This window comes from Pseudomonas citronellolis (assembly GCF_029335315.1).
GTDB lineage: Bacteria > Pseudomonadota > Gammaproteobacteria > Pseudomonadales > Pseudomonadaceae > Pseudomonas > Pseudomonas citronellolis_A.
The window spans coordinates 1-20,505 of record NZ_JARJLT010000188.1; the positions used below are offsets into that span (position 1 = coordinate 1).

Sequence of the window (20,505 nt, forward strand, 5' to 3'; positions counted from 1 at the left end):
CGTACGCAGGACAGTTTCTCCTACAAATACCAAGGGCGAGGATTGCCGGGGCGGGCCTCAGGTGCCGATGACGCCGCCATCGTCCTTGGTGATCACCAGCGTGGTGGAGCGCGGGATGCTCGTGCCGTCGCTGGCCGGGAAGCTGAGGCCCGGGTGCTGGATGTTGACCCACAGGGTGCGGCCATCCGGGGTCTGGGTGATGCCGGTCAGCTCGCAGCCGCGCGGGCCGACCAGGAAGCGGCGGACCTCGCGGCTGGCCGGGTCGGCGCAGAGCAGCTGGTTGCAGCCCATGGCCTGCATCGCCGGCTGGTCGTCGTCGAAGTCGGTCTCGATCCACAGGCGCCCGCCGGCGTCGAAGTACAGGCCGTCCGGCGAGGAGAAGATATCGCCGTTGATGGTCCCGGTGAGGTGCTGCGCCGCGCCGCTGTCCTTCGCCTCGCCGGCGAGCAGGAAGATTTCCCAGGTGAAGCGGGTGGCGGTGGGATCGCCGCCGGCCTCGTTCCAGCGCAGGATCTGCCCGTGCAGGTTCTGCGCGCGCGGGTTGGCGGCGTCCACCGGCTGCTTGTCGCCGCGCTTGTCGTTGTTGGTCAGGGTGACGTAGACCTCGCGGGTCAGCGAGTGCGCCGCCACCCACTCGGGGCGGTCCATCGGCGTGGCGCCGAGGCGGTCGGCGGCGGCGCGGGCGTTGAGCAGCACCTCGGCCTGGCTGGGGAAGCCGTGCTCGGCGTCCAGCCCGCCCTGGCCGTGCACCAGCGGCAGCCAGGCGCCGCTGCCGTCGGCGTCGAAGCGCGCCACGTAGAGGGTGCCTTCGTCCAGCAGGTCGCGGTTGGCCTTGGGGTTGTGCGGGTCGTAGCGGCCGCTGGGCACGAACTTGTAGATGTACTCGCCCCTGGTGTCGTCGCCGTAGTAGAAGGCCATGCGGTTGTCGGCGCCCAGCGACAGGGTCGAGCACTCGCGGCAGAAGCGGCCGACGGCGGTGCGCTTCTTCGGCGTGGACGTTGGGTCGAAGGGGTCGATCTCCACCACCCAGCCGAAGCGGTGCGGCTCGTTGACGTGGCCCAGGTGCGGCTGGCCGGGCCTGGGCGTGGCATCGAAGCGCGGCTCCACCGACTCCCAGGCGTAGTAGTTGCTGCTGGCGCCGTTGGAGATGCCGTAGCGCTTGTGCGAGACGCGCCTGGCGTAGTCGGCCGGGTCGCGGTTGACGAAGTACTGGTGCCAGTTCTCCTCGCAGGCCAGGTAGGTGCCCCAGGGCGTGACGCCCATCGAGCAGTTGTTCAGCGTGCCCAGCACCTGGCTGCCGCTGGGGTCGCTGACGGTGCGCAGGTGCGGGTGCCCGGCCAGCGGGCCGCTCAGCTGCATCGGCGTGCTGCCGGTGACGCGGCGGTTGTAGCGCGAGCCTTCGACGCGCTGCCAGTGGCCGGCGGCGTCTTTCTTCACCTCGATGACGCTCAGGCCGTGGGCGGCGATTTCCTTGCGCACCTCGCCTTGCGGGCGGCCACGGCTGCCGTCGGGGTTGCTGGTGAAGGTCTGGCCGTTGGGGTGCAGCGTCGGGTTCACGTATTCGTGGTTGATCACCAGCAGGCCGTGGCCATCGGGCGCGTCGGGGAAGCCGAAGTAGTGCATGCCGTCGTGGTTGTCGCCGGCCTGCAGCTCCTGGGCGCGCCAGTCCTCGCCGGCGTCGCCGCGCCAGGCCGGGGCGCCGGTCACCACCGGGTCGCCCCAGGAGAAGAACGGCCGCGCCGTGTAGCCGGGGGCGACCAGCACGCGGTCGAAGCGCGGGTCCCGCTGCACCGGCACGCCGCTGAAGCCGAGCAGCGCCGGGCTGCCGGCGGCGAACACGCGGGGCACGCCGAGGCCGCCGCCGAGGAAGCCCAGCGCGGCGGCGGCCAGGCCGCCCTTGAGCAGCGCGCGGCGGCGCAGGTCGACGATCTCGCCCAGGCTCGGCGCGCGGGAGGGGTTGATCACCTGGTCGTCGAAGGACGCCAGGTGGGCGTGGAAGTCCGGGTGTTCCGGGGTCATCGGTTCGCCTCTCGAATCCGGTAGTGGAAAGTGTTGCGCACGTTGGCCACCGCCACCGCGCGGCCGTCGACCAGCCGCGGCTGGTAGCGGAACTGCGCGGCGGCGCGCAGCGAGGGGCCCTCGAACACCGAATGCGCGCAGTGCCCGGCGACCACCCTGGGCGCGCTGACCGCGCCGCTCGGGGTGACGGTGTATTCCACCGTGCAGTCGCCCTCCAGGCGGCGGTCCAGGGCGCTGTCGGGGTAGGCCGGGGCCTTCTTCTGCAGCGGCTGGTAGTCCTGGGCGGCCAGGGCTTCGGCGGCGGCCTTGGCGGCGCTGGCGGCGTCGGCCTGGTGCTGGCGTTCGGCCCGCGCCTGGGATTCTTGCTCGCGCAGTTGACGTTCCTGTTGCAGCGCCAGTTGGTGTTCGGTCTCGCGCTTTTGTTCCTCACGCTGGCGCCGCTGTTGTTCTTCGCGCTGACGCTGTTCGACGCGGCGCTTGGCCAGTTGCGCCTGCTCGGGTTGCGGTGTGGGCGCCGGCGGTTCGACGGCGGGTGGCGCTGGCGCGGGCGGCGGCGGGGCCGGCTGCGCGAGCGGTGGCGGCGGCGCTTTCGGCAGGCTGACCAGCGTGGTATGCAGCACCCTGGGCGCGGCGGCCTGTGGCGCCTCGGGCTGGAAACCGAGGTACAGGCCGGCCACGGCCAGGGCGTGCAGGCCGAGGGTCACGCCGGCGGGCAGGGCGCGCTTGTTCACGATTGCGGCGCCTCGGTAATCAGCCCGACGTTGCTCACCCCGCCTTGCTGCAGCGCGGCCATGGCGGCGATCACCTTGCCGTAGTCCACCGCCTGGTCGGCGCGGATCAGCACCTGGGTGTCGGCGCGCGCGGCCACCAGCGCGGCGAGCTTGCCGGTGAGTTCGGCGAGGCTGCCCGCGCCGTCGGTGCGGTGCTCGGTGTCGACGGCGTTGCCGAGGTTCCAGTGGTAGGCGCCGTCGGCCTGCACGGTGAGGGTCAGCACCGGCGTGTCGCTGGCGCTGGGCAGCGCCTCGCTGGCCACCTTGGGCAGCTCCACCTTGACGCCCTGCTGGATCATCGGCGCGGTGACCATGAAGATCACCAGCAGCACCAGCATCACGTCGATGTAGGGCACCACGTTCATTTCGGCCTTGGGTTTGTGCTTGCTGCGGATGCGTTGCATCGAGGGCCTCCGTCAGGCCGCCGTGGCCAGGCTGGGCGCGGCGTGGGCGCGGCGGTTGAGCAGGGCCTGGAGCTGTTCGGCGAAGGCGCAGTAGCGGCCCAGCAGGTGCTCGGAGCCGGCGGCGAAGCGGTTGTAGGCCATCACCGCGGGGATCGCCGCGAACAGGCCGACGGCGGTGGCCACCAGGGCCTCGGCGATGCCCGGGGCGACGCTGGAAAGAGTCGCCTGCTGCACGCCGGAGAGGCCGATGAAGGCGTTCATGATCCCCCAGACGGTGCCGAACAGGCCGATGTAGGGGCTGGTGGAGCCGACCGTGGCGAGGAACGGCAGGCCGCTGTTCAGGCGTTCCTCCTCCTGGGCAACGACCACGCGCATGGCCCGTTCGCTGCCTTCGATGAGCATCTGCGGGTCGATGCCGGGTTCCTCGCGCAGGTGCAGGAATTCCTGGTAGCCGGCCTGGAACAGCCGCTCGATGCCGGCATCTTCGCCCGGCTCGCCCAGCTCGCGGGACAGTTTCAGCAGGTCGGGGCTTTCGCGGAAGCGCGCTTCGAAGGCGTTCAGCCGGCGCCGCGCGGCGCCCATCAGCAGGCTGCGCTGGACGATCACGTACCAGCTGGCCAGCGAGGCCAGCAGCAGGAGCGCCAGGACGGCCTGGGCGAGGGGGCTGGCGCTGCTGATGAGGCTCCAGATCGTGGTGTGTTCGAGGGTGGCTTGCATGGCTTGCTCCGGTTCGGCGGTGTCGCTGCGGTGGTGCCGGCGCCCGTGGGGGCGCCGGGTGCTTCAGTCGAGGTCGAGGGCGCGGGCGATTTCCGCCCAGGGCACGTACTTGAAGTTCTGTGTGCCCTCGGGCAGGCGCTTGCGGCCGTCCTGGACGACGAACATGCCGTCGGCGAAGGCGCCGCCGAGGTTCGCCGAGGTGGCTTCGATGCCGTCGGTCTCGCTGCTGCCGTCGATGCCGGCGGCGGCGTTGAGGCCGACGCGGAAGGCGCCGCGCAGGCGGTAGGGGGCCTGGGCGTCGAGCACCAGGTAGCTGTCGTTGCCCTGGCTGGACACCAGCAGGTAGCTGGCCTTGGCGCCGTGGTAGAGGGCCAGGCCCTCGACGTCGGCGTGCAGCGCCTCGCCCACGGCCAGCACCTGCTGCGGCTCGCCCGGGGCGTCCGGGTCGGCGCCGAGGGTCCACACCGCCACGTCTTCCTCGCCGAGGAACAGGCGCCGCTGTCGGTCATCGGCGACGCAGCCCTCGGGTTGGCTGGCGACGCGGAACTCGCGCAGCAGCTCGCCCTTCACCACGCCCTTGGGCGCGCTCAGGCGGTACTGCTGGAAGCGCCCGTCCTTGTCGTTGACGAAGGCCTGGATGTCGCCGGCTCGCGGCGAATACAGGCAGATGCCGTAGACCTCGTCGAGGCCGGTGGGTACCCGGCCGATTTCGCTGACCTTGCCGCTTTTCGGTTCGATGGCGAATAGCGTCAGGCTGTTGTCGCTGCGGTTGCTGGCCACCGCCAGGTCGACCTTGCGCCCGCCGAAGTCGAAGCCGTAGCGCAGGTCGACGTTGTTCACCAGGCCGGCGTCGAGGCTCTGCAACTGCTTGCCGGCCAGGTCGAAGACCACCAGGCCTTCCTGCTTGTTGGTGCCGAGCACGCGGCTGGCCCTGGGGTCGCGCGGGTTGACCCAGATCGCCGGGTCGTCGGCGGCGTCGCCGTGGCGCGCCATGGATTCGGTCTGCGCCGCCGGCAGCACGCTGGGCAGCGTGGGTGCCACCGCCGCGGCGGGCGGTAGGGCGTCGACCCGGCCCTGGTAGTAGCGGCCGCTGGCGTCGTCCTGGAGCAGTACCTGCAGCATGCCGTCCTGCTCGCGCGCGGCCAGTTGCTCGGCCTTCTTCGGGCCGTCCAGCGGCAGCGCGTCGAGGCGTTTCCAGCCTTCGCCCTGGCGCTGGTAGCGCTGCAGGGTCGGGCCCTTGTCCAGGGCCAGCAGGCCGCCGGGCACCACGGCCAGGCCGGCCACCGAGCCGTTGAGGTGGCCATAGGGTTGCTTCAGGTCGACCGGCACGCGGCTGCCGTCGGCCTCCGGGTGCGCGCCGTAGGCCCACAGGCCGATGCCGGCCTCGTCGACGTAGAGGGTGCCGTCGGCGTCGTCGCCACGGCACTGCTCGGCGCTCGGCGGCAGCGCCAGGCGGCGTACCTTGCGCGCTTCGCGGGCGAGGGCGGCGCCGTGGCCCACCAGCCACTGCTCGCCCTGGCCGTCTTCACCGACCAGGAACAGGTAGAGGTTGCTGGCCTCGTCGCGGTACAGGCACTGGCCGTTCACCGCGAAGCCGGCGCGCGGCAGGCGCAGCGAGGCGCCCCAGGTGCCGTCGCGGGTGACCAGTTGCAGCAGCGGCTGCTCGCGCTCGCGGTCGAAGCTGGCGAGCAGCGCGCCGCCTTGCCAGGGGCGCGCGTCGAGGCTTTCGAAGCGCCCGGCCAGGCGGGCGCGCTCCTGGCCCTGGGCGTCGAGCAGGAGCAGGCCGTCGCGCTTGCTGGCGGCGGCCAGTTCGGCGCCGTTGGCCAGCTTCGGCAGCCAGGCCACGGCCTGCGCCTTGGCCTCGCTCGGCCAGGCCTGCAGCGCGGTGGGGTCGGCGGCCTGGGCGACGCAGGCCAGGCCCAGCAGCAGGGCCGGGACGGAGCGGAGCGGGAAACGGTGGTTCATGGAAGGCGTCGTTCCTTGCGTGGTGGCCAGCGGGACGCGCCGGAGGCCCGGCGCGCGGGGCCTCAGAAGTGGGTGAAGGTCATGCCGAGGGTGAAGGTGCGGCCGTACTCTTCGTACTGGTAGTTGTACTGACGGTGCCCGGCGTAGATGTAGTAGGGCTCGTCGGTGAGGTTCTCGGCGTTGAAGAACACCTGCAGGTTGTCGGTCAGCGAGTAGCGCGCGCTGAAGTCGAACTGGGTCTGGTCGTCCACCCGGCTGTCGTAGCGCTTGTCGTTGACCTTGCCGATCTCGTAGAGGTAATCGGACTTGTAGTTGGCGCTCAGGCGCAGGTTCAGGCCGTCCTTCTCGTAGCCGACCATGAAGTTGCCGGTGACGTCGGACTGGCTGGGCAGCGAGACGTTGCGGCTGTTGCCGTCGGCGTCGCTGATCTTCGCCCGCGAGTGGCTGAAGGTGCCGTTGGCGCCCAGCAGCAGGCCGTCCCAGGGCGCCGGCAGCATGATCATCTTCTGCGACCAGGCCAGCTCCAGGCCGTAGACCTTGGCCGTGTCGCCGTTGGCGAAGGTCAGCGCCTCGTCGAAGTCGGCCCAGCGGCCGCTGCCGGCCAGGTCGGTGTTGTAGACGAAGTTCTTGATGTCCTTGTAGAACAGCGAGGCGGAGACCACGCTGGCGCGGCCCAGGTAGCGCTCGATGGCCAGGTCCAGGTTGTGCGAGCGCAGCGCGGCGAGGTCCGGGTTGCCGAACTCGGCCTCGTCGCCGTCGATGCTGTAGCCGGGCGCCAGCTGCTCGAAGGTCGGGCGCACCACGCTGTTGGTCCAGGCGGCGCGGATCTGCGTGTCATCGTCGAGCTGGTAGCGCAGGTGCAGGCCGGGCAGCCAGTTGTGGTAGTCGCGCTTGCGCTCGATGCCCTGGAACTCGCCGTCGTCCACCCCGGTGCCCTTGGCCTCGAAGTGCGTGCCTTCGTAGCGCAGGCCGGCGATGAAGCGCCAGTCGCCGACGTCGACGGTGTTCATGAAGTAGCCGGCGTCGATGTCCTCGTGCATGCGGAAGTCGTTGATGGTCGAGGCTTCCTCGTCGTAGTACTGGCTACGGTCGAGGCCGCCGATCAGGCCTTTCACGGTGCTGCCGGAGATGCCCTGGCCGAACTGCTCCAGGCTGTAGTGCACCTTGCCGTCGAGGGCGTTGGCCAGGTTCAGCTGGTCGGCCGTGAGGCCGGCGCTGGCGAGCTTCTTGTAGTTCCAGATGTCCTCGTCGTTGTCCTTGGTGCGGCGGCTGAGCTTGCCGCCGAACTTGAAGGTCGAGGGGTTGCCGGCCAGGTCGTAGTCGCGGGCCAGGTCCAGGCGGATGTTCTTCTCCCGGTCGGAGGTATAGGACTCGCCCCACTTCACGCTCTTCAGGCTGTAGTTGGACGGGTCGTAGAAGGCGGAATCGAGGTCCAGGCGCGGCTTCTCGCTGTCGTACCAGCCGCCGCTGAGGGTGCCGCCGTCGTACACCGCCGGGTCGATGTGGCCGGGGCTGTCCTCGTCGGACTTGCTCCAGCCGACCTGGCTGCTCAGGGTCCAGTCGCCGCGCCGCTGCTCGCCGCCGAACACGTAGGACTGGATGGTCTGGGTTTCCTCGCGCTGCTTGAGCCGGCGCTCCACCGAGACGTCGCCGCTCTCGCCTTCGGCCAGGGCGTCCTCGAAGGTGATCTTGGTCGACTGCCGCGTTTCGCTGTCCTTGAAGCGGCTGTAGAGGGTGCGCAGCCAGTACTTGCTGTCGTCGTCCGGGCGGTAGTCGAAGTTCAGCGCGCCGCCGCTGCGCTCGCGCTCGATGGCGTAGTCGCGCTGCTCCATGCTGCCGAGCTTGGCGCCGTCGTCGAAGTCCCAGTCGCCGCCGGTCTCGACGTTGTCGGAACCGAACTTGCGGTTCTGCCAGCTGAGCGCGGCGGCCACGCCGAAGTTGTCGATGCCGTCGCCGAGGCTGAAGCGCTGGCTGGCGGCGCCGGAGTATTTCGGGCTGAAGCGGTGGGTGTTCTCGTCGTAGCTGCTCTGCGCGGTGCCGGTGTAGAACAGGCCGTCGTGGTCGAAGGCCGACAGGCTCTCCACCGCGATGGTGCCGCCCAGGGAGTTGGCGTCCATGTCCGGGGTCAGCGTCTTGATCACCGACAGCGACTGGATCAGTTCGCTGGGCAGCACGTCCAGGGCCACGGCGCGGCGGCCGGCCTCGGGCGAGGGCACCAGGGTGCCGTTGATGGTCACGGCGTTGAGGTCCGGGCCCAGGCCGCGCACCCGGACGAAGCGGCCTTCGCCCTGGTCGCGCTCGATGGAAGTGCCCGGCACCCGTTGCAGCGCTTCGGCGGCGTTGCTGTCCGGCAGTTGGCCGATGCTGTCGGCGTGCACCACGCTCTCGACGCTGTCGGAACGGCGCTGCTGTTGCAGGGCCTTGTCCAGGCTGTCGGCCTGGCCGTACACAGTGATGCTTTCGCCGGCTGCGGCGCTGGCGTCGTCGGCCCAGGCCGATGGCGCGGTGGCGATGGCCAGCGCCAGGGCGCTGACCTTGAACAGCGGATGGACGTTCCGCGACTGCTTGATGACGAACACGGCGCAATTCCCCCTTGAGCCAATTTCCCCGATGGGCCAAGACGGCCCGGTCAACTGGGGGCGGAAGCTAGGCAGGGGGGATGACGGTTCGGTGACAGCGCGCCGCGCAAAGCCCCGGAATACGGGGTTTCGCCGGGGTTAGCCGGGGCATTTGAGCCCAATCGACCCGGTGCGCTCGGCTCACGCCCCGGCGCAGGCCCCGTGGCGTGGTCGCCAGGGGCTGCCGCGCGGGCTTTTTTCCGGCGCCGGCGGCATCCGCGCTGAGCCGATCCGACCCCCGGGGCCTGTCATCAAAGCATCACGCGGACCTGTTTGGCTGGCGCCCGTCCACGCACAAGGGAAGCCGCGCCATGACCAACCTGCTCAAGCTGCACCGCCTCAAACTCCTGGCCCTGGTGGTGCTGGCCAACTGCGGCCTGCTGCTGTACCTGGCGGTCGGCGACCTCAAGCCCTGGGCGCGCATCGACTGGCTGGACGTGGTGGGCGAGGGCGGTTCCTCGCTGCTGGCGTTCTGCTGGGTCTGCCTGGTGCTGGCGCACCGCCCGGCCGGGCGCGTCACCACGCTGCTGACCCTGGGCCTGGGCGCGGTGTTCTTCTCCATGTGGATGGACGCCCTCGACGAATTCATCCAGCTGCCCACCGACATCGACTGGGACCACTGGCTGGAGTCGGTGCCGATGCCCATCGGCCTGCTGCTGATCACCTACGGCCTGTACCACTGGAGCCAGGAACAGCAGGCCCTGACCCAGCAGCTGAGCAAGCGCGAGCGGCTGTTCCGCGAGCACCTGCACCACGACCGCCTGACCCCGCTCAACGGCGCCGCCTACCTGCGCCGGCAGATCGAATTGGAACAGCGCCGCGCCGCCGAACAGGAGCAGGCGTTTTCCCTGGTGCTGGTGGACCTGGACGACTTCGCCCTGTTCAACCGCGACCACGGCCACGCCGAAGGCGACCGCGCGTTGCAGTCGGTGAGCCAGCTGCTGCTGCTCAACCTGCGTCACTCCGACCTGCTCTGCCGCCTCGCCGGCGACCGCTTCGTGGCCCTCCTGCCGGGCACCGGCGAGGCCCAGGCCTGGCGTATCGCCGGCGAGCTGGAAGCGGCGGTGCGCAGCTACGCGCACAAGAGCGTGCCGCAGGGCGAGAGCCTGCGCCTGAGCCTCAGCGCGGTGGCCTGCATGGCCCGCGAGGAGAGCGTGGACGGGCTGCTGGAGCGTCTCAACCTGGCCATGGCGCGGGCCAAGCAGCTGCCGCGCCTGGCCAACAGCGCCTGAGGCCGGCGGCATGCATAGCACCCTCGGCTACTACGAGCGCGACCAGCGCTTCATCCCGGCGCACCACCAGCCGGCCTGCCTGATCGACCTGGCGCTCAGCCGCGGCCTCGACAGCCACCGCCTGCTGCGCGGCACCGGGCTGTTCTACGAGGACATCCTCGACGGCCAGCGGCTGATCAGCCCGGAGCAGTTCCTGCGGCTGCTGGACAACTGCCGGCAGTCGCTGCCCGGCGACGACACCAGCTTCCTCTTCGGCCAGCGCCTGCTGCCCGGCCACCAAGGCGCGGCGAGCAGCGCCCTGAGCCTGGCCGGCAACCTGCAGGAATCGCTGGACCTGCTGCTGGCCCACCGCGCGCGCTTCTGCCCGCTGCTGGCGCCGCGCCTGCTGCTGGAAGAGCGCTACGCCTGCCTGTACTGGGTGGACGCCTGCGGCCTCGGCGGCACCCGCCGCTTCCTGGTGGAAAGCAGCATGACGGCGGTGACCGCGCTGTGCCGCTGGCTGGCCGGCGAACACCTGCCGTGGCGCTACCTGTTCGCCCACGCGCGGCCCGGCTACCTGGAGCAGTACCAGGCGCATCTCGGCCTGCACTTGCAGTTCGACAGCCACGTCGACGCCATGCTGATCCCCCGCGAATACCTGGTGAAACCCTGGCCCCGCGCCGCGGCCACCGCCGGCCAGGCGGCGCAGCGCGACGCCTTGCGCGAACGCGAGGCGCTGGGCCTGCGCGAAGGCTTCCTGGAGCACCTGTACCGCCTGCTGCAACGCGAGGCCCACGACCCGCTGGGCCTGGAGCAACTGGCGGCGCGCCTGGGCAGCAGCCCGGCGACCTGCAAGCGCAAGCTGCAGAAACACGACACCCACTTCCAGGCGCTGCACGACGAAGTGCGCAAGCATGTGGCGCTGTATCTGTACTGGTCGCGCGGCTGCAGCAACGAGGAGGTGGCGCAGTACCTGCGCTTCACCGACACCACCAACTTCCGCCGCTCGTTCAAGCGCTGGACCGGGCTGGTGCCGAGCGCCATCCGCGACCTGCAGCCCGACGCCTGACGCGGCCCGACGGGCCCCGCCCGCGAATCGCGCGCATGGCGCGCTCCTACGACGGTTCCCGGCACGGGAGCCGTTCGCGGTTATCCGCCGTTGGCCGGCGCACCGATGCCCCGTGGGGTTTGAGGTGCCTCCCCGTAGGAGCGGGCCATGCCCGCGATTCGCGCGCATGGCGCGCTCCTACGATGGTCCCCGGCACGGGAACCGTTCGCGGTTATCCGCCGCCGACCAGCGCACCGATGCCCGGCGGCAACGGCGACGGCGGATAACGCCGTAGGCGTTATGCGCCCTACGGGTGCCTCCCCGCGGTGGTCAGGCGCCCGGCACCTGCAACGCGCGCGGCCGCTGGCTGCGCTGTTCGTCGTCGCCGCTGGCGGCCTTCTGCAGCTGGAAGTCGAAGGTGATCTCGGCCACACGGCCGCCGTCCTCGACGAACTTCACCTCGCCGATCAGGCCGTCGCGGGTGGCGTAGGCGAAGTCATCCCACAGGTAGTCGTCGCCGGACAGGTTGATCTGCGTGGTCAGGTGCCGGTAGCCGGGCGCCGAGATGAAGAAGTGGATGTGCGCCGGGCGCTGGCCGTGGCGGCCGAGATGGTTCAGGCATTCCTGGGTCGGGCCGTCGGGCGGGCAGCCGTAGCCGCTGGGCACGATGCTGCGGGCGCGGTAGCGGCCCTCGGCGTCGGTGCGGATGCGCCGGCGCAGGTTGTACTCGCTCTGGCTCTTGTCGAAGTAGGAGTACATGCCCTGGGTGTTGGCGTGCCAGACGTCGACGGTGGCGCCGGCGATGGGCCGGCCGTCGAGGTCCAGCACGCGGCCGTCGAGGCGCATCGGCGTGCCGGCGTCGCTGCCGTCGTCCAGCCGCGCCTCGCCGTCGCTGAGCGGCGCGCCGGCCACGTACAGCGGGCCCTCGATGGTGCGCGGGGTGCCGCCGGTGGTGCCGGCCTGCTCGTCGCGGGCGTCGTTGAGCAGGTCGAGGAAGTGCTCGACGCCCAGGCCGGCCACCAGCAGCCCGGCCTCGCCGCGCCCGCCGAGGCGGTTCAGGTAGTCGACGGCGGTCCAGAATTCGTCGTCGCTGAGTTCCAGGTCCTCGATCAGCTTCGCGGTGTCCTGCAGCACGCGCAGCAGGATGCGTTTCAGGCGCGGGTTGCCCTGGTCGTTACGCAGGCCGGCGGCCTCCTCGAAGAAGCGCTGGACCTCGGCAGTCTGGGAAATCTTCACGGACATCGGTTTCACCCTGGTTGTTGTTGTGGTTGTTCAGGCTGACCCAGGCAAATGCGATGCCAGTCCTTCAACACATTGATTATCAAGGATTTAAATCTTGAGAGTGAAAAGACGAGGGCGGATCGATCGAGCAAATGATCAAGCCGCCCCGGCGCCTTTGCGCAAATGCTCAAGCCTTGCCGGGGACGCCTTCGCCCGGCGCCTTCTTCAGCCGGTAGGCCAGCGCCGGGCGGGTCATGCCGAGCAGGCGCGCGGCTTCGGAGACGTTCTGCCCGCAGCGCGCCATGGCTTCCTGCATCAGCGCTTCCTCCACCGCGTCGAGGCTGACCCCGGTGTCGATGATCTGCCCGATCCAGCCCGGCGTCGCGCCGCTCACCAGGCGCCCGTCGCTGGCCAGGCCGATGCTCTCGGCCTGCGCCGGAGCGTGCGGGAAGAGCGCGTCGAGGCCGATGCTCTGGTGCTCGTCGGTGATGATCACGCCGCGCTCCATGAGGTTCTCCAGCTCGCGCACGTTGCCCGGCCAGTCGTATTGCAGGCACGCCTCCAGGGCGCGGTCGCTGAGGCCCAGGGTCTTCTTCGCGTAGCTTTCGTGGAGGCGCGCGAGGAAGTGCTCGATCAGCAGCGGGATGTCCTCGCGGCGTTCGCGCAGCGCGGGGATGCGCACCGGGAAGACGTTCAGCCGGTAGAACAGGTCGGCGCGGAAACGCCCCTGTTTCACCGCCTGCTCCAGGTCCTCGTGGGTGGCCGCGATGACCCGCACGTTGACCTGCCGCGTGCGGCTGTCGCCGACCCGCTCCAGCTCCTCCTCCTGCAGCACGCGCAGCAGGCTGGCCTGGGCGCGCGGGGTCAGCTCGACGATCTCGTCGAGGAACAGGGTGCCGCCGTTGGCCCGTTCGAAGCGGCCCATGCGCGACTGCTGGGCGCCGGTGTAGGCGCCTTTCTCGACGCCGAACAGCTCGGCCTCGATCAGATCCGGCGGGATGGTCGCGCAGTTCAGCGCCACGAAGGGGCTGCCGGCGCGCTCGCTGCGCAGGTGCAGGCTGCGGGCGATGACTTCCTTGCCGGTGCCGGTCTCGCCCAGCAGCAGCACCGAGGCCTTGCCCGGCGCGACCTTGTCGATCAGCGCGCAGCAGCGCTTGTAGGCCGGCGCCGCGCCGATGCCGTAGAACTGCCCGGCCTGCAACTGCAGGCGCTGGCGCATGTTCGCCACCTGCACCTGCAGGGCCTGAAGTTCGTCGATGATCGGGTCGCTCTGGAAGTAGCGGAGGAACTCCTCGGCGTCGTCCCATTGCTCCACCGGCTTGCCGATGATGCGGCACTCGGCGCCGCCGCAGCCGCGGCAGCTGACCTCCTTGTAGAGCACCTGGCGGCCGAGGAAGAACGAGCTGTAGCTGATCGCGTAGCCCAGCAGCATCCAGCACACCGGCTGCTCGGAGTGCAGGTTCTCGGCCTGGCAGTTCTCCACCTCGAAGCTGTCCTGCCATTCGATGTCGGCGTAGAAGTGGCCGCTGTCGAGGTCGATCTCCAGCTGCAGCGGGCGCACCTTGACCATGCCCTTGAGCGAATGCAGCTGCGGGCCGATGAAGAACATCTCCACCGGGTTGCCCTGCGGGCGCAGCTTGCGCGCCAGCTCCGCGTCCTTCAGGCCGGACTGGTAGCCCAGGCGCAGGAAGAAACCCTTGGCGCGCTCGACGCCGAGCATCTCGATCAGCTCGCGGCGCATGCTCGCCATGGTCGCCGCCTGGATCAGCAGCATGCGCTGCTCGTCGAGCCAGATCTTGCCCTCGGTGCCGAGGAAGCGAACCCGCTCGGTGAGGTCCTTGAGCGCCGGAGCGGGGTCCGGCGCCTTGTACTGGGTAATCATCGTCGCGCCCCTGATTTGTAGTTGTGCGGGGTGGCGGCGCGCCCCGTCCAGGCCATGGCGGGGTGGCTCGCGCCGGGGACGACCTCGGCAGGGTTGGCAGGCAAGGGCCGGGTCGTCGCTCTTATTCCAAATCGCCTGAAGGCGGGGGAAAAGTCAATCCGCCGCCCGACGTTCGCCATTTGCTCCAGTGGCCGTCCGGCGATTGAGCAAATGATCAATCGGCCCCGCGCCGGGCCCTTCGTCGCGCCGGCGAATGCTGAATCCCACGCCTCCAGTGATCGAAAAAATAACGTTCAAATTCAATTGGTTATTTTGTTTCGAAAGGGCGAATCCAGGCCCTGGCACAGCGGTTGCTCAAGCCTCCTCGAACCCACCGGGAGCCCGAGCATGAACGCCACCCCCTTCGACCAGATGCCCCGCTATGTACGGGTCCGCAGCGAACCGGACGCGGCCTTCGTCGAGTTCGACTTCGCCATCGGCTACCCGGACCTGTTCGTCGAACTGGTGCTGCCGCGCGCGGCCTTCGCCGGCTTCTGCCAGAGCAACCGGGTACAGCACATGGACGCGCAGATGGCCGCCGCCGTCGACGCCGACATGGCGAAATGGCGCTACGGCGAGAGCCGTGGCCAGGACGACTGACGCGCCTTCCCGCGCGCCGCAGCCCACAACAACAACTACGGGACGCCTTGCATGAGCATCGAGATCAAGACCGCCACGGTCGAGCCGATCCGCCAGACCTTCAGCCACACCCGCCGGCGCTTCGGCGATAAACCCGCCAGCCGCTACCAGGAGGCCAGCTTCGACATCGAGGCGGCCAGCAACTTCCACTACCGCCCGCTGTGGCAGCCCGACAAGCTGCTCAACGACCCGAGCCGCACCGCCGTGCGCATGGCCGACTGGTACGCCGTCAGCGACCCGCGCCAGTACTACTACGGCGCCTACGTGCAGGCCCGGGCGCGGATGCAGGAAAACGCCGAGCACGACTTCGCCTTCTGCGAGAAGCGCGAACTGCTCGCCGGGCTCAGTCCGGAAATCCGTGCGCTGATCGCCCAGCTTCTGCTGCCGCTGCGCCACGCCGAACTGGGCGCGAACATGAACAACAGCGGCATCGCCGCCGACGCCTTCGGCACCAGCGTCACCCAGATGCACATGTTCCAGGCCATGGACCGCCTGGCCATCGCCCAGTACCTGTCGCGCATCGGCCTGCTGCTGGAGGACGACGGCCTGGCGCTGCTCGCCGAGGCCAAGCAACGCTGGCTTGCCGACGATGCCTGGCAGGGCCTGCGCCGCTACGTGGAAGACAGCCTGGTGGTGCGCGACTGGTTCGAGCTGACGCTGGCGCAGAACCTGGTCAGCGACGGCCTGCTCTACCCGCTGCTGTTCGAACGCTTCGACGCGCAGTTGGTGGCCGCCGGGGCGGGGCAGGTGGGCATGCTCACCGAGTTCATGCGCCTGTGGTTCGCCGAGAGCCAGCGCTGGGTCGACGCGCTGGTGAAGACCGTGGTCGCCGAGAGCGAGGAGAACCGCGCGCAGGTAGAGGGCTGGGTCGCCCAGTGGCGCCCCCGCGCCCTCCAGGCCCTGGCGCCGCTGGCCGAGATCGGCCCCGGTCGCGAGGCCCTGGACAGCATCGACGCCGCCTTCGGCGCGCGCCTGAAGAAACTCGGCCTCAACGGAGCAGCAGCATGACTTCCCTCGTCTACATCGCCTTCCAGGACAACGACGCCGCCCGCTACATCGTCGAGGCCATCGTCCAGGACAACCCCCACGCCGAGGTCCAGCACCAGCCGGCGATGATCCGCGTGCAGGCCGAAGGGCGCCTGGACATCCACCGCGCCACGGTGGAGGAGAAGCTCGGCCGCGAGTGGGACGTGCAGGAAATGCTGATCGACGTGATCACCCTCGGCGGCAACGTCGAGGAAGACGAAGACCGCTTCGCCCTGCACTGGAACTGATCCGCACAACGACAAGAATCCGGAGACCGACCATGGCCGCCAAACGCCTGAACCAGAAAGACAAGTACCGCTGCCTGACCCGCGACCTCGGCTGGGAGCCGAGCTACCAGAGCAAGGAAGACATCTACCCCTACGAGCGCTTCGAGGGCATCAAAATCACCGACTGGGACAAGTGGGAAGACCCCTTCCGCCTGACCATGGACGCCTACTGGAAATACCAGGCCGAGAAGGAGAAGAAGCTCTACGCGATCTTCGACGCCTTCGCCCAGAACAACGGCCACCAGAACATCTCCGACGCCCGCTACGTCAATGCCCTGAAGCTGTTCCTGTGCGGCGTCACGCCCCTGGAATACCAGGCCTACCAGGGCTTCGCGCGGGTCGGCCGGCACTTCGGCGGCGCCGGCGCGCGGGTCGCCTGCCAGATGCAGGCGATCGACGAGCTGCGCCACGTGCAGACCCAGGTGCACGCGATGAGCCACTACAACAAGCACTTCAACGGCCTGCACGACTTCGCCCACATGCACGACCGCGTGTGGTTCCTCTCGGTGCCCAAGTCGTTCTTCGAGGACGCCCGCACCGCCGGCCCGTTCGAGTTCCTCACGGCCATCTCGTTCTCCTTCGAGTACGTGCTGACCAACCTGCTGTTCGTGCCCTTCATGTCCGGCGCCGCCTACAACGGCGACATGGCCACGGTCACCTTCGGCTTCTCGGCGCAGTCCGACGAGGCGCGGCACATGACCCTGGGTCTTGAAGTGATCAAGTTCCTGCTGGAGCAGCACGAGGACAACGTGCCCATCGTCCAGCGCTGGATCGACAAGTGGTTCTGGCGCGGCTACCGCCTGCTGACCCTGGTCGGGATGATGATGGACTACATGCTGCCGAACAAAGTCATGTCCTGGGCCGAGGCCTGGGAGGTGTATTTCGAGCAGGCCGGTGGCGCGCTGTTCAAGGACCTGGAGCGCTACGGCATCCGCCCGCCGAAGTACGTCGAGCAGACCACCATCGGCAAGGAGCACATCAGCCACCAGGCCTGGTCGATCTTCTACCAGTACAGCCAGGCCACCAACTTCCACACCTGGATTCCCACCGACGAGGAGCTGGACTGGCTCTCGGCCAAGTACCCGGAGACCTTCGACAAGTACTACCGCCCGCGCTACGAGCACTGGCGCGAACTGCAGGCGCGCGGCGAGCGCTTCTACAACCCGACGCTGCCGATGCTCTGCCAGATCTGCCAGATCCCGCTGTCCTTCACCGAGCCGGACGACGCCACGCGGCTGAGCCACCGCAGCCTGGTGCACGAGGGCGAGCGCTACCACTTCTGCTCTGACGGCTGCTGCGACATCTTCGCCTTCGAGCCGGAGAAGTACGTGCAGGCCTGGCTGCCGGTGCACCAGATCCTCCAGGGCAACTGCGGTGGCGGCGACGTCGAGGCGGTGGTGCGCGACTACTACAACATCGCCCCCGGCCAGGACAACTTCGAGTACCAGGGCTCCCCCGAACAGCAACGCTGGCAGGCGCAGAAGGCCGGCTGATCCACGCCGGGCGCAGCGCGCTGCGCCCCATGCCGCGACACCAAAGCGCCCCCACAAGAACAAGAGGAACACCGCCATGCCCGTGACCGCCATCGGCACCTACACCGCCCAGCCCCTGGACCGCCAGGCCAACTTCCACGGCGCCCAGCTGGTCTACCTGTGCTGGGAAAACCACCTGCTGTTCTGCGCACCCTTCACCCTGCCGGTGGACCCGGCGCTGCCCTTCGGCGAGTTCGTCGAACAGGTGGTCAAGCCGGCCATCGCCCTGCACCCGGATGCCGCGCAGGTGGACTTCGCCGCCGCCCGCTGGCTGCTCGACGACGCCCCCTTCACGCCCGACCCGGCGCGCGGCCTGGCCGCCAACGGCGTCGCCCACAAGAGCCTGCTGCACCTGCACACCCCCGGCCTCGAAGGCCTGGGCGGCAGCCGCAACTGAGGAGCGCCGCCATGAGCTACCAAGTCACCATCGAACCCACCGGCGAGCAGATCGAAGTGGAGGAGGGCCAGACCATCCTCCAGGCCGCGCTGCGCCAGGGCGTGTGGCTGCCGTTCGCCTGCGGCCACGGCACCTGCGCCACCTGCAAGTGCCAGCTGCTGGAAGGCGAAGTGGACCTGGGCGCCGCCTCGTCCTTCGCGCTGATGGACATGGAGCGCGACGAGGGCAAGGTCCTGGCCTGCTGCGCCATCCCGCAGAGCGATCTGGTGATCGAGGCCGACATCGACGTCGACCCCGACTTCGCCGGCCACCCGGTGCGCGACTATCGCGCCGTGGTCAGCCGCCTGGTCGACCTGTCGCCGACCATCAAGGGCGTGCACCTGAAGCTGGATCGGCCCATGGCCTTCCAGGCCGGGCAGTACGTCAACCTGCAACTGCCGGGCATCGAGGGCACCCGCGCGTTCTCCCTGGCCAACCCGCCGAGCCGCCCCGATGAAGTGGAGCTGCATGTGCGCCGGGTGGAGGGCGGCGCGGCCACCGGGTTCATCCATGACGGCCTGCGCGAGGGCGACGCGGTGGACGTCTCCGGCCCCTACGGGCAGTTCTTCGTGCGCGCCTCGCAGCCCGGCGACCTGATCTTCGTCGCCGGCGGCTCGGGGCTGTCCAGCCCGCAGTCGATGATCCTCGAACTGCTGGAGCAGGGCGACGCCCGGCGCATCACCCTGTTCCAGGGCGCGCGCACCCGCGCCGAGCTGTACAACCGTGAGCTGTTCGAGGAACTGGCCGCGCGGCACGCCAACTTCACCTACGTGCCGGCGCTCAGCCAGGCCGCCGAGGACGGCGACTGGGGCGGCTTCCGCGGCTACGTGCACGACGCGGCGAAGCAGCACTTCGACGGCCGCTTCGGCGGCCACAAGGCCTACCTGTGCGGCCCGCCGCCGATGATCGACGCCGCCGTCACCTGCCTGATGCAGGGTCGGCTGTTCGAGCGCGACATCTTCATGGAGCGCTTCTACAGCGCCGCCGACGGTGCTGCTGAGGGCCAGCGCTCGGCCCTCTTCAAGCGCATCTGAAACCCCGGTTCCCCGGCACCTCGCCAGCGCGCGGGGGGCCGGCGTGCACCCGACCGATAACAACAACAAAGGTTGAATCCATGCACCAGACCCTTGCGAACCTGTTCCGCCTCATCGTCTGCGCGCTGCTGTTTGGCGCCGCCAACCTGTGCCACGCCACCGAGGGCGGCGGCACCTCCTACCCGCTGGGCGCGGAGAACTACATGTCCGGCGCCATGCCGCCGCCGGGCTTCTACGGCCAGCTGTTCGTCAACCACTACGAGGCCGACAACCTGCGCGGCAACGACGGTCGCAAGCTGCCGGTGGACTTCCGCGTGCGCGCCAACGCCATCGTTCCGCGGCTGATCTGGGTGAGCGACTACCAACTGCTCGGCGGCAGCTTCGCGCTGCACGCGATAGTCCCGCTGGTGGACGTGAAGGTCGACCTCAACGGCCTGTCGCAGCACAACCGTGGCCTGGGCGACGTGATCTTCGGCCCGGCGCTGGGCTTCCACCACAGCGACAAGTTCCACAGCATCCTGGCCTTCGACATGATCGCCCCCACCGGCCGCTACGATAAGAACGACCTGGCCAACCCCGGACGCAACTACTGGGTGTTCGAGCCGGTGTACGCGATGAGCTACGTCGACCCGAACGGGCCGAACCTGGACGCCAAGGTGATGTACGACTTCAACCGCAAGAACCCCGACACCGACTACCGCTCCGGGCAGGAATTCCACGTCGACTACGCGCTGGGCTGGGGCTTCGGCAACGGCCTGGTGGCCGGTGTCGGCGGCTACTTCTACCGGCAGACCACCAACGACCGCCAGGACGGCGAACGCATCGAGGACAACAAGGGCCGCAGCTTCGCCATCGGCCCGTCGCTGAAGTACAGCGGGGCGGGCGGCTGGTTCGTCACCGCCAAGTGGTCGAAGGAAACCGAGGTGCGCAACCGCGCCCAGGGTGACGCCTATTGGCTGAAACTGACCGTGCCATTCTGAGCCGGGGCGCCCGTCGCCTCACTGCGGCGGGCGCTGGCAGTCCTTGAGCAGGCGACGGATGGCCTTGTTGACGTTGCGCTTATCCAGTTCGTCGAGCGAGAACCAGCGGCAGTCGGCGATCTCGTTGAGCGGCTGCGGGCGCTGCGGGTCGGGCAGGTCGGCCTCGAACACGTAGTGCAGGGTCTGGTACAGCTCCAGCGGCGCGAGGTAGTCCAGGGCCTCGACCAGCAGGCCGGTTTCCTCCGCCAGCTCGCGCTGGGCGGCGCTGCGCGGCACCTCGTCGGCTTCGATCCGACCGCCGGGCAGGTTCCATTTGCGCCGGGCCTTGCGCACGAAAAGGATCTTGTCGTCCTGGCGACAGATCACCGTCGCTCGTTCCTTGATCGCACTACCCATGGGCACCCCCTGCAACAACTTGCCGCATATATCTGTAATAGCAGACATCTGTTGTCATGAATTTGTCACAAAAACTTAGCAAGAACGACGCCAGGGTCGCGAGTGGCAAAGACGCCGATTTCGCCGCTTGCGAGCGCAGCCGCTGGGCGTGGAGCCGGCGGCGCGCACAACGGCGGTGCGCGGCCGGCAGGGGGCGCAGGATAGGGATGTGGTGGGGAGGCGGCGATAGGACTTTTCCGATTCGCCGGCGGGAAATGGGTGAGGGCGCCGGCCAGGGCGGC

Annotated in this window: 18 protein-coding genes; 9 read left to right on the forward strand and 9 right to left on the reverse strand. The window is 69.3% G+C overall.

Annotation, left to right across the window (positions count from 1 at the left end; translation table 11 throughout):
* Nucleotides 1-57: 57 nt before the first annotated feature.
* From P3W75_RS14700 to P3W75_RS14725, 6 genes are all read right to left on the reverse strand, one after another.
* Complete coding sequence (locus tag P3W75_RS14700) at nucleotides 58-2,019, reverse strand: PhoX family protein (protein ID WP_276228096.1); 1,962 nt, start codon at nucleotides 2,017-2,019, stop codon at nucleotides 58-60.
* Nucleotides 2,016-2,750 carry an energy transducer TonB gene (locus P3W75_RS14705; RefSeq protein WP_276228097.1) on the reverse strand — a complete coding sequence of 245 codons (735 nt, stop codon included), beginning with the start codon at nucleotides 2,748-2,750 and terminating at the stop codon, nucleotides 2,016-2,018. Before P3W75_RS14705 ends, P3W75_RS14700 begins: the two co-directional genes overlap by 4 nt.
* Entirely contained in the window at nucleotides 2,747-3,193 is a 447-nt protein-coding gene (gene tolR / locus P3W75_RS14710; protein ID WP_276228098.1) for a protein TolR, read from the reverse strand. The genes P3W75_RS14705 and tolR overlap by 4 nt, the downstream gene beginning before the upstream one ends.
* 12 nt (nucleotides 3,194-3,205) lie before the next feature.
* Nucleotides 3,206-3,910, reverse strand: coding sequence for a protein TolQ (gene tolQ, locus P3W75_RS14715; protein WP_276228099.1), 705 nt, complete (start codon nucleotides 3,908-3,910; stop codon nucleotides 3,206-3,208).
* 63 nt (nucleotides 3,911-3,973) lie between these two features.
* Nucleotides 3,974-5,875: a phytase gene (locus P3W75_RS14720; RefSeq protein WP_276228100.1), complete on the reverse strand. Its 1,902-nt coding sequence runs from the start codon at nucleotides 5,873-5,875 to the stop codon at nucleotides 3,974-3,976.
* Between the two features lie 62 nt (nucleotides 5,876-5,937).
* Nucleotides 5,938-8,454: a TonB-dependent receptor gene (locus P3W75_RS14725; protein WP_276228101.1), complete on the reverse strand. Its 2,517-nt coding sequence runs from the start codon at nucleotides 8,452-8,454 to the stop codon at nucleotides 5,938-5,940.
* Between the two features lie 350 nt (nucleotides 8,455-8,804).
* On the opposite strand from P3W75_RS14725, the gene P3W75_RS14730 reads away from it, so the two are divergent.
* Both P3W75_RS14730 and P3W75_RS14735 read left to right on the forward strand, forming a co-directional pair.
* Entirely contained in the window at nucleotides 8,805-9,725 is a 921-nt protein-coding gene (locus tag P3W75_RS14730) for a GGDEF domain-containing protein (protein ID WP_276228102.1), read from the forward strand.
* A 10-nt stretch (nucleotides 9,726-9,735) separates the two neighbouring features.
* Nucleotides 9,736-10,773 carry an AraC family transcriptional regulator gene (locus tag P3W75_RS14735; protein WP_276228103.1) on the forward strand — a complete coding sequence of 346 codons (1,038 nt, stop codon included), beginning with the start codon at nucleotides 9,736-9,738 and terminating at the stop codon, nucleotides 10,771-10,773.
* A gap of 309 nt (nucleotides 10,774-11,082) precedes the next feature.
* On the opposite strand, the gene catA is transcribed toward P3W75_RS14735, so the two are convergent.
* Together catA and P3W75_RS14745 are read right to left on the reverse strand one after the other, a co-directional pair.
* Entirely contained in the window at nucleotides 11,083-11,994 is a 912-nt protein-coding gene (gene catA, locus P3W75_RS14740; protein WP_276228104.1) for a catechol 1,2-dioxygenase, read from the reverse strand.
* 166 nt (nucleotides 11,995-12,160) lie between these two features.
* Complete coding sequence (locus P3W75_RS14745; protein ID WP_276228105.1) at nucleotides 12,161-13,855, reverse strand: sigma-54-dependent Fis family transcriptional regulator; 1,695 nt, start codon at nucleotides 13,853-13,855, stop codon at nucleotides 12,161-12,163.
* 387 nt (nucleotides 13,856-14,242) lie between these two features.
* Between P3W75_RS14745 and P3W75_RS14750 the strand changes: the two genes are divergently transcribed.
* The 7 genes from P3W75_RS14750 to P3W75_RS14780 all read left to right on the forward strand — a co-directional run bounded on the left by P3W75_RS14750 (nucleotide 14,243) and on the right by P3W75_RS14780 (nucleotide 19,828).
* Entirely contained in the window at nucleotides 14,243-14,494 is a 252-nt protein-coding gene (locus P3W75_RS14750; protein WP_276228106.1) for a phenol hydroxylase subunit, read from the forward strand.
* 51 nt (nucleotides 14,495-14,545) lie between these two features.
* A complete protein-coding gene (locus P3W75_RS14755) occupies nucleotides 14,546-15,541 on the forward strand; it encodes an aromatic/alkene monooxygenase hydroxylase subunit beta (RefSeq protein WP_276228107.1) in 996 nt (331 codons plus the stop codon).
* Nucleotides 15,538-15,807 carry an MmoB/DmpM family protein gene (locus P3W75_RS14760; protein WP_069865954.1) on the forward strand — a complete coding sequence of 90 codons (270 nt, stop codon included), beginning with the start codon at nucleotides 15,538-15,540 and terminating at the stop codon, nucleotides 15,805-15,807. Before P3W75_RS14755 ends, P3W75_RS14760 begins: the two co-directional genes overlap by 4 nt.
* 32 nt (nucleotides 15,808-15,839) lie before the next feature.
* Entirely contained in the window at nucleotides 15,840-17,339 is a 1,500-nt protein-coding gene (locus P3W75_RS14765) for an aromatic/alkene/methane monooxygenase hydroxylase/oxygenase subunit alpha (RefSeq protein ID WP_276228108.1), read from the forward strand.
* Nucleotides 17,340-17,415: 76 nt separating this feature from the next.
* Nucleotides 17,416-17,775, forward strand: coding sequence for a phenol hydroxylase subunit P4 (locus P3W75_RS14770; RefSeq protein ID WP_276228109.1), 360 nt, complete (start codon nucleotides 17,416-17,418; stop codon nucleotides 17,773-17,775).
* An 11-nt stretch (nucleotides 17,776-17,786) separates the two neighbouring features.
* Entirely contained in the window at nucleotides 17,787-18,848 is a 1,062-nt protein-coding gene (locus P3W75_RS14775; protein WP_276228110.1) for an NADH:ubiquinone reductase (Na(+)-transporting) subunit F, read from the forward strand.
* Nucleotides 18,849-18,928: 80 nt separating this feature from the next.
* Nucleotides 18,929-19,828, forward strand: a complete 900-nt coding sequence (locus tag P3W75_RS14780; RefSeq protein WP_276228111.1) for a SphA family protein — start codon at nucleotides 18,929-18,931, stop codon at nucleotides 19,826-19,828.
* A gap of 18 nt (nucleotides 19,829-19,846) precedes the next feature.
* Here the strand turns inward: P3W75_RS14780 and P3W75_RS14785 are convergent, their stop codons facing one another.
* A complete protein-coding gene (locus P3W75_RS14785; protein ID WP_276228112.1) occupies nucleotides 19,847-20,224 on the reverse strand; it encodes an NUDIX hydrolase in 378 nt (125 codons plus the stop codon).
* Nucleotides 20,225-20,505 lie beyond the last annotated feature (281 nt).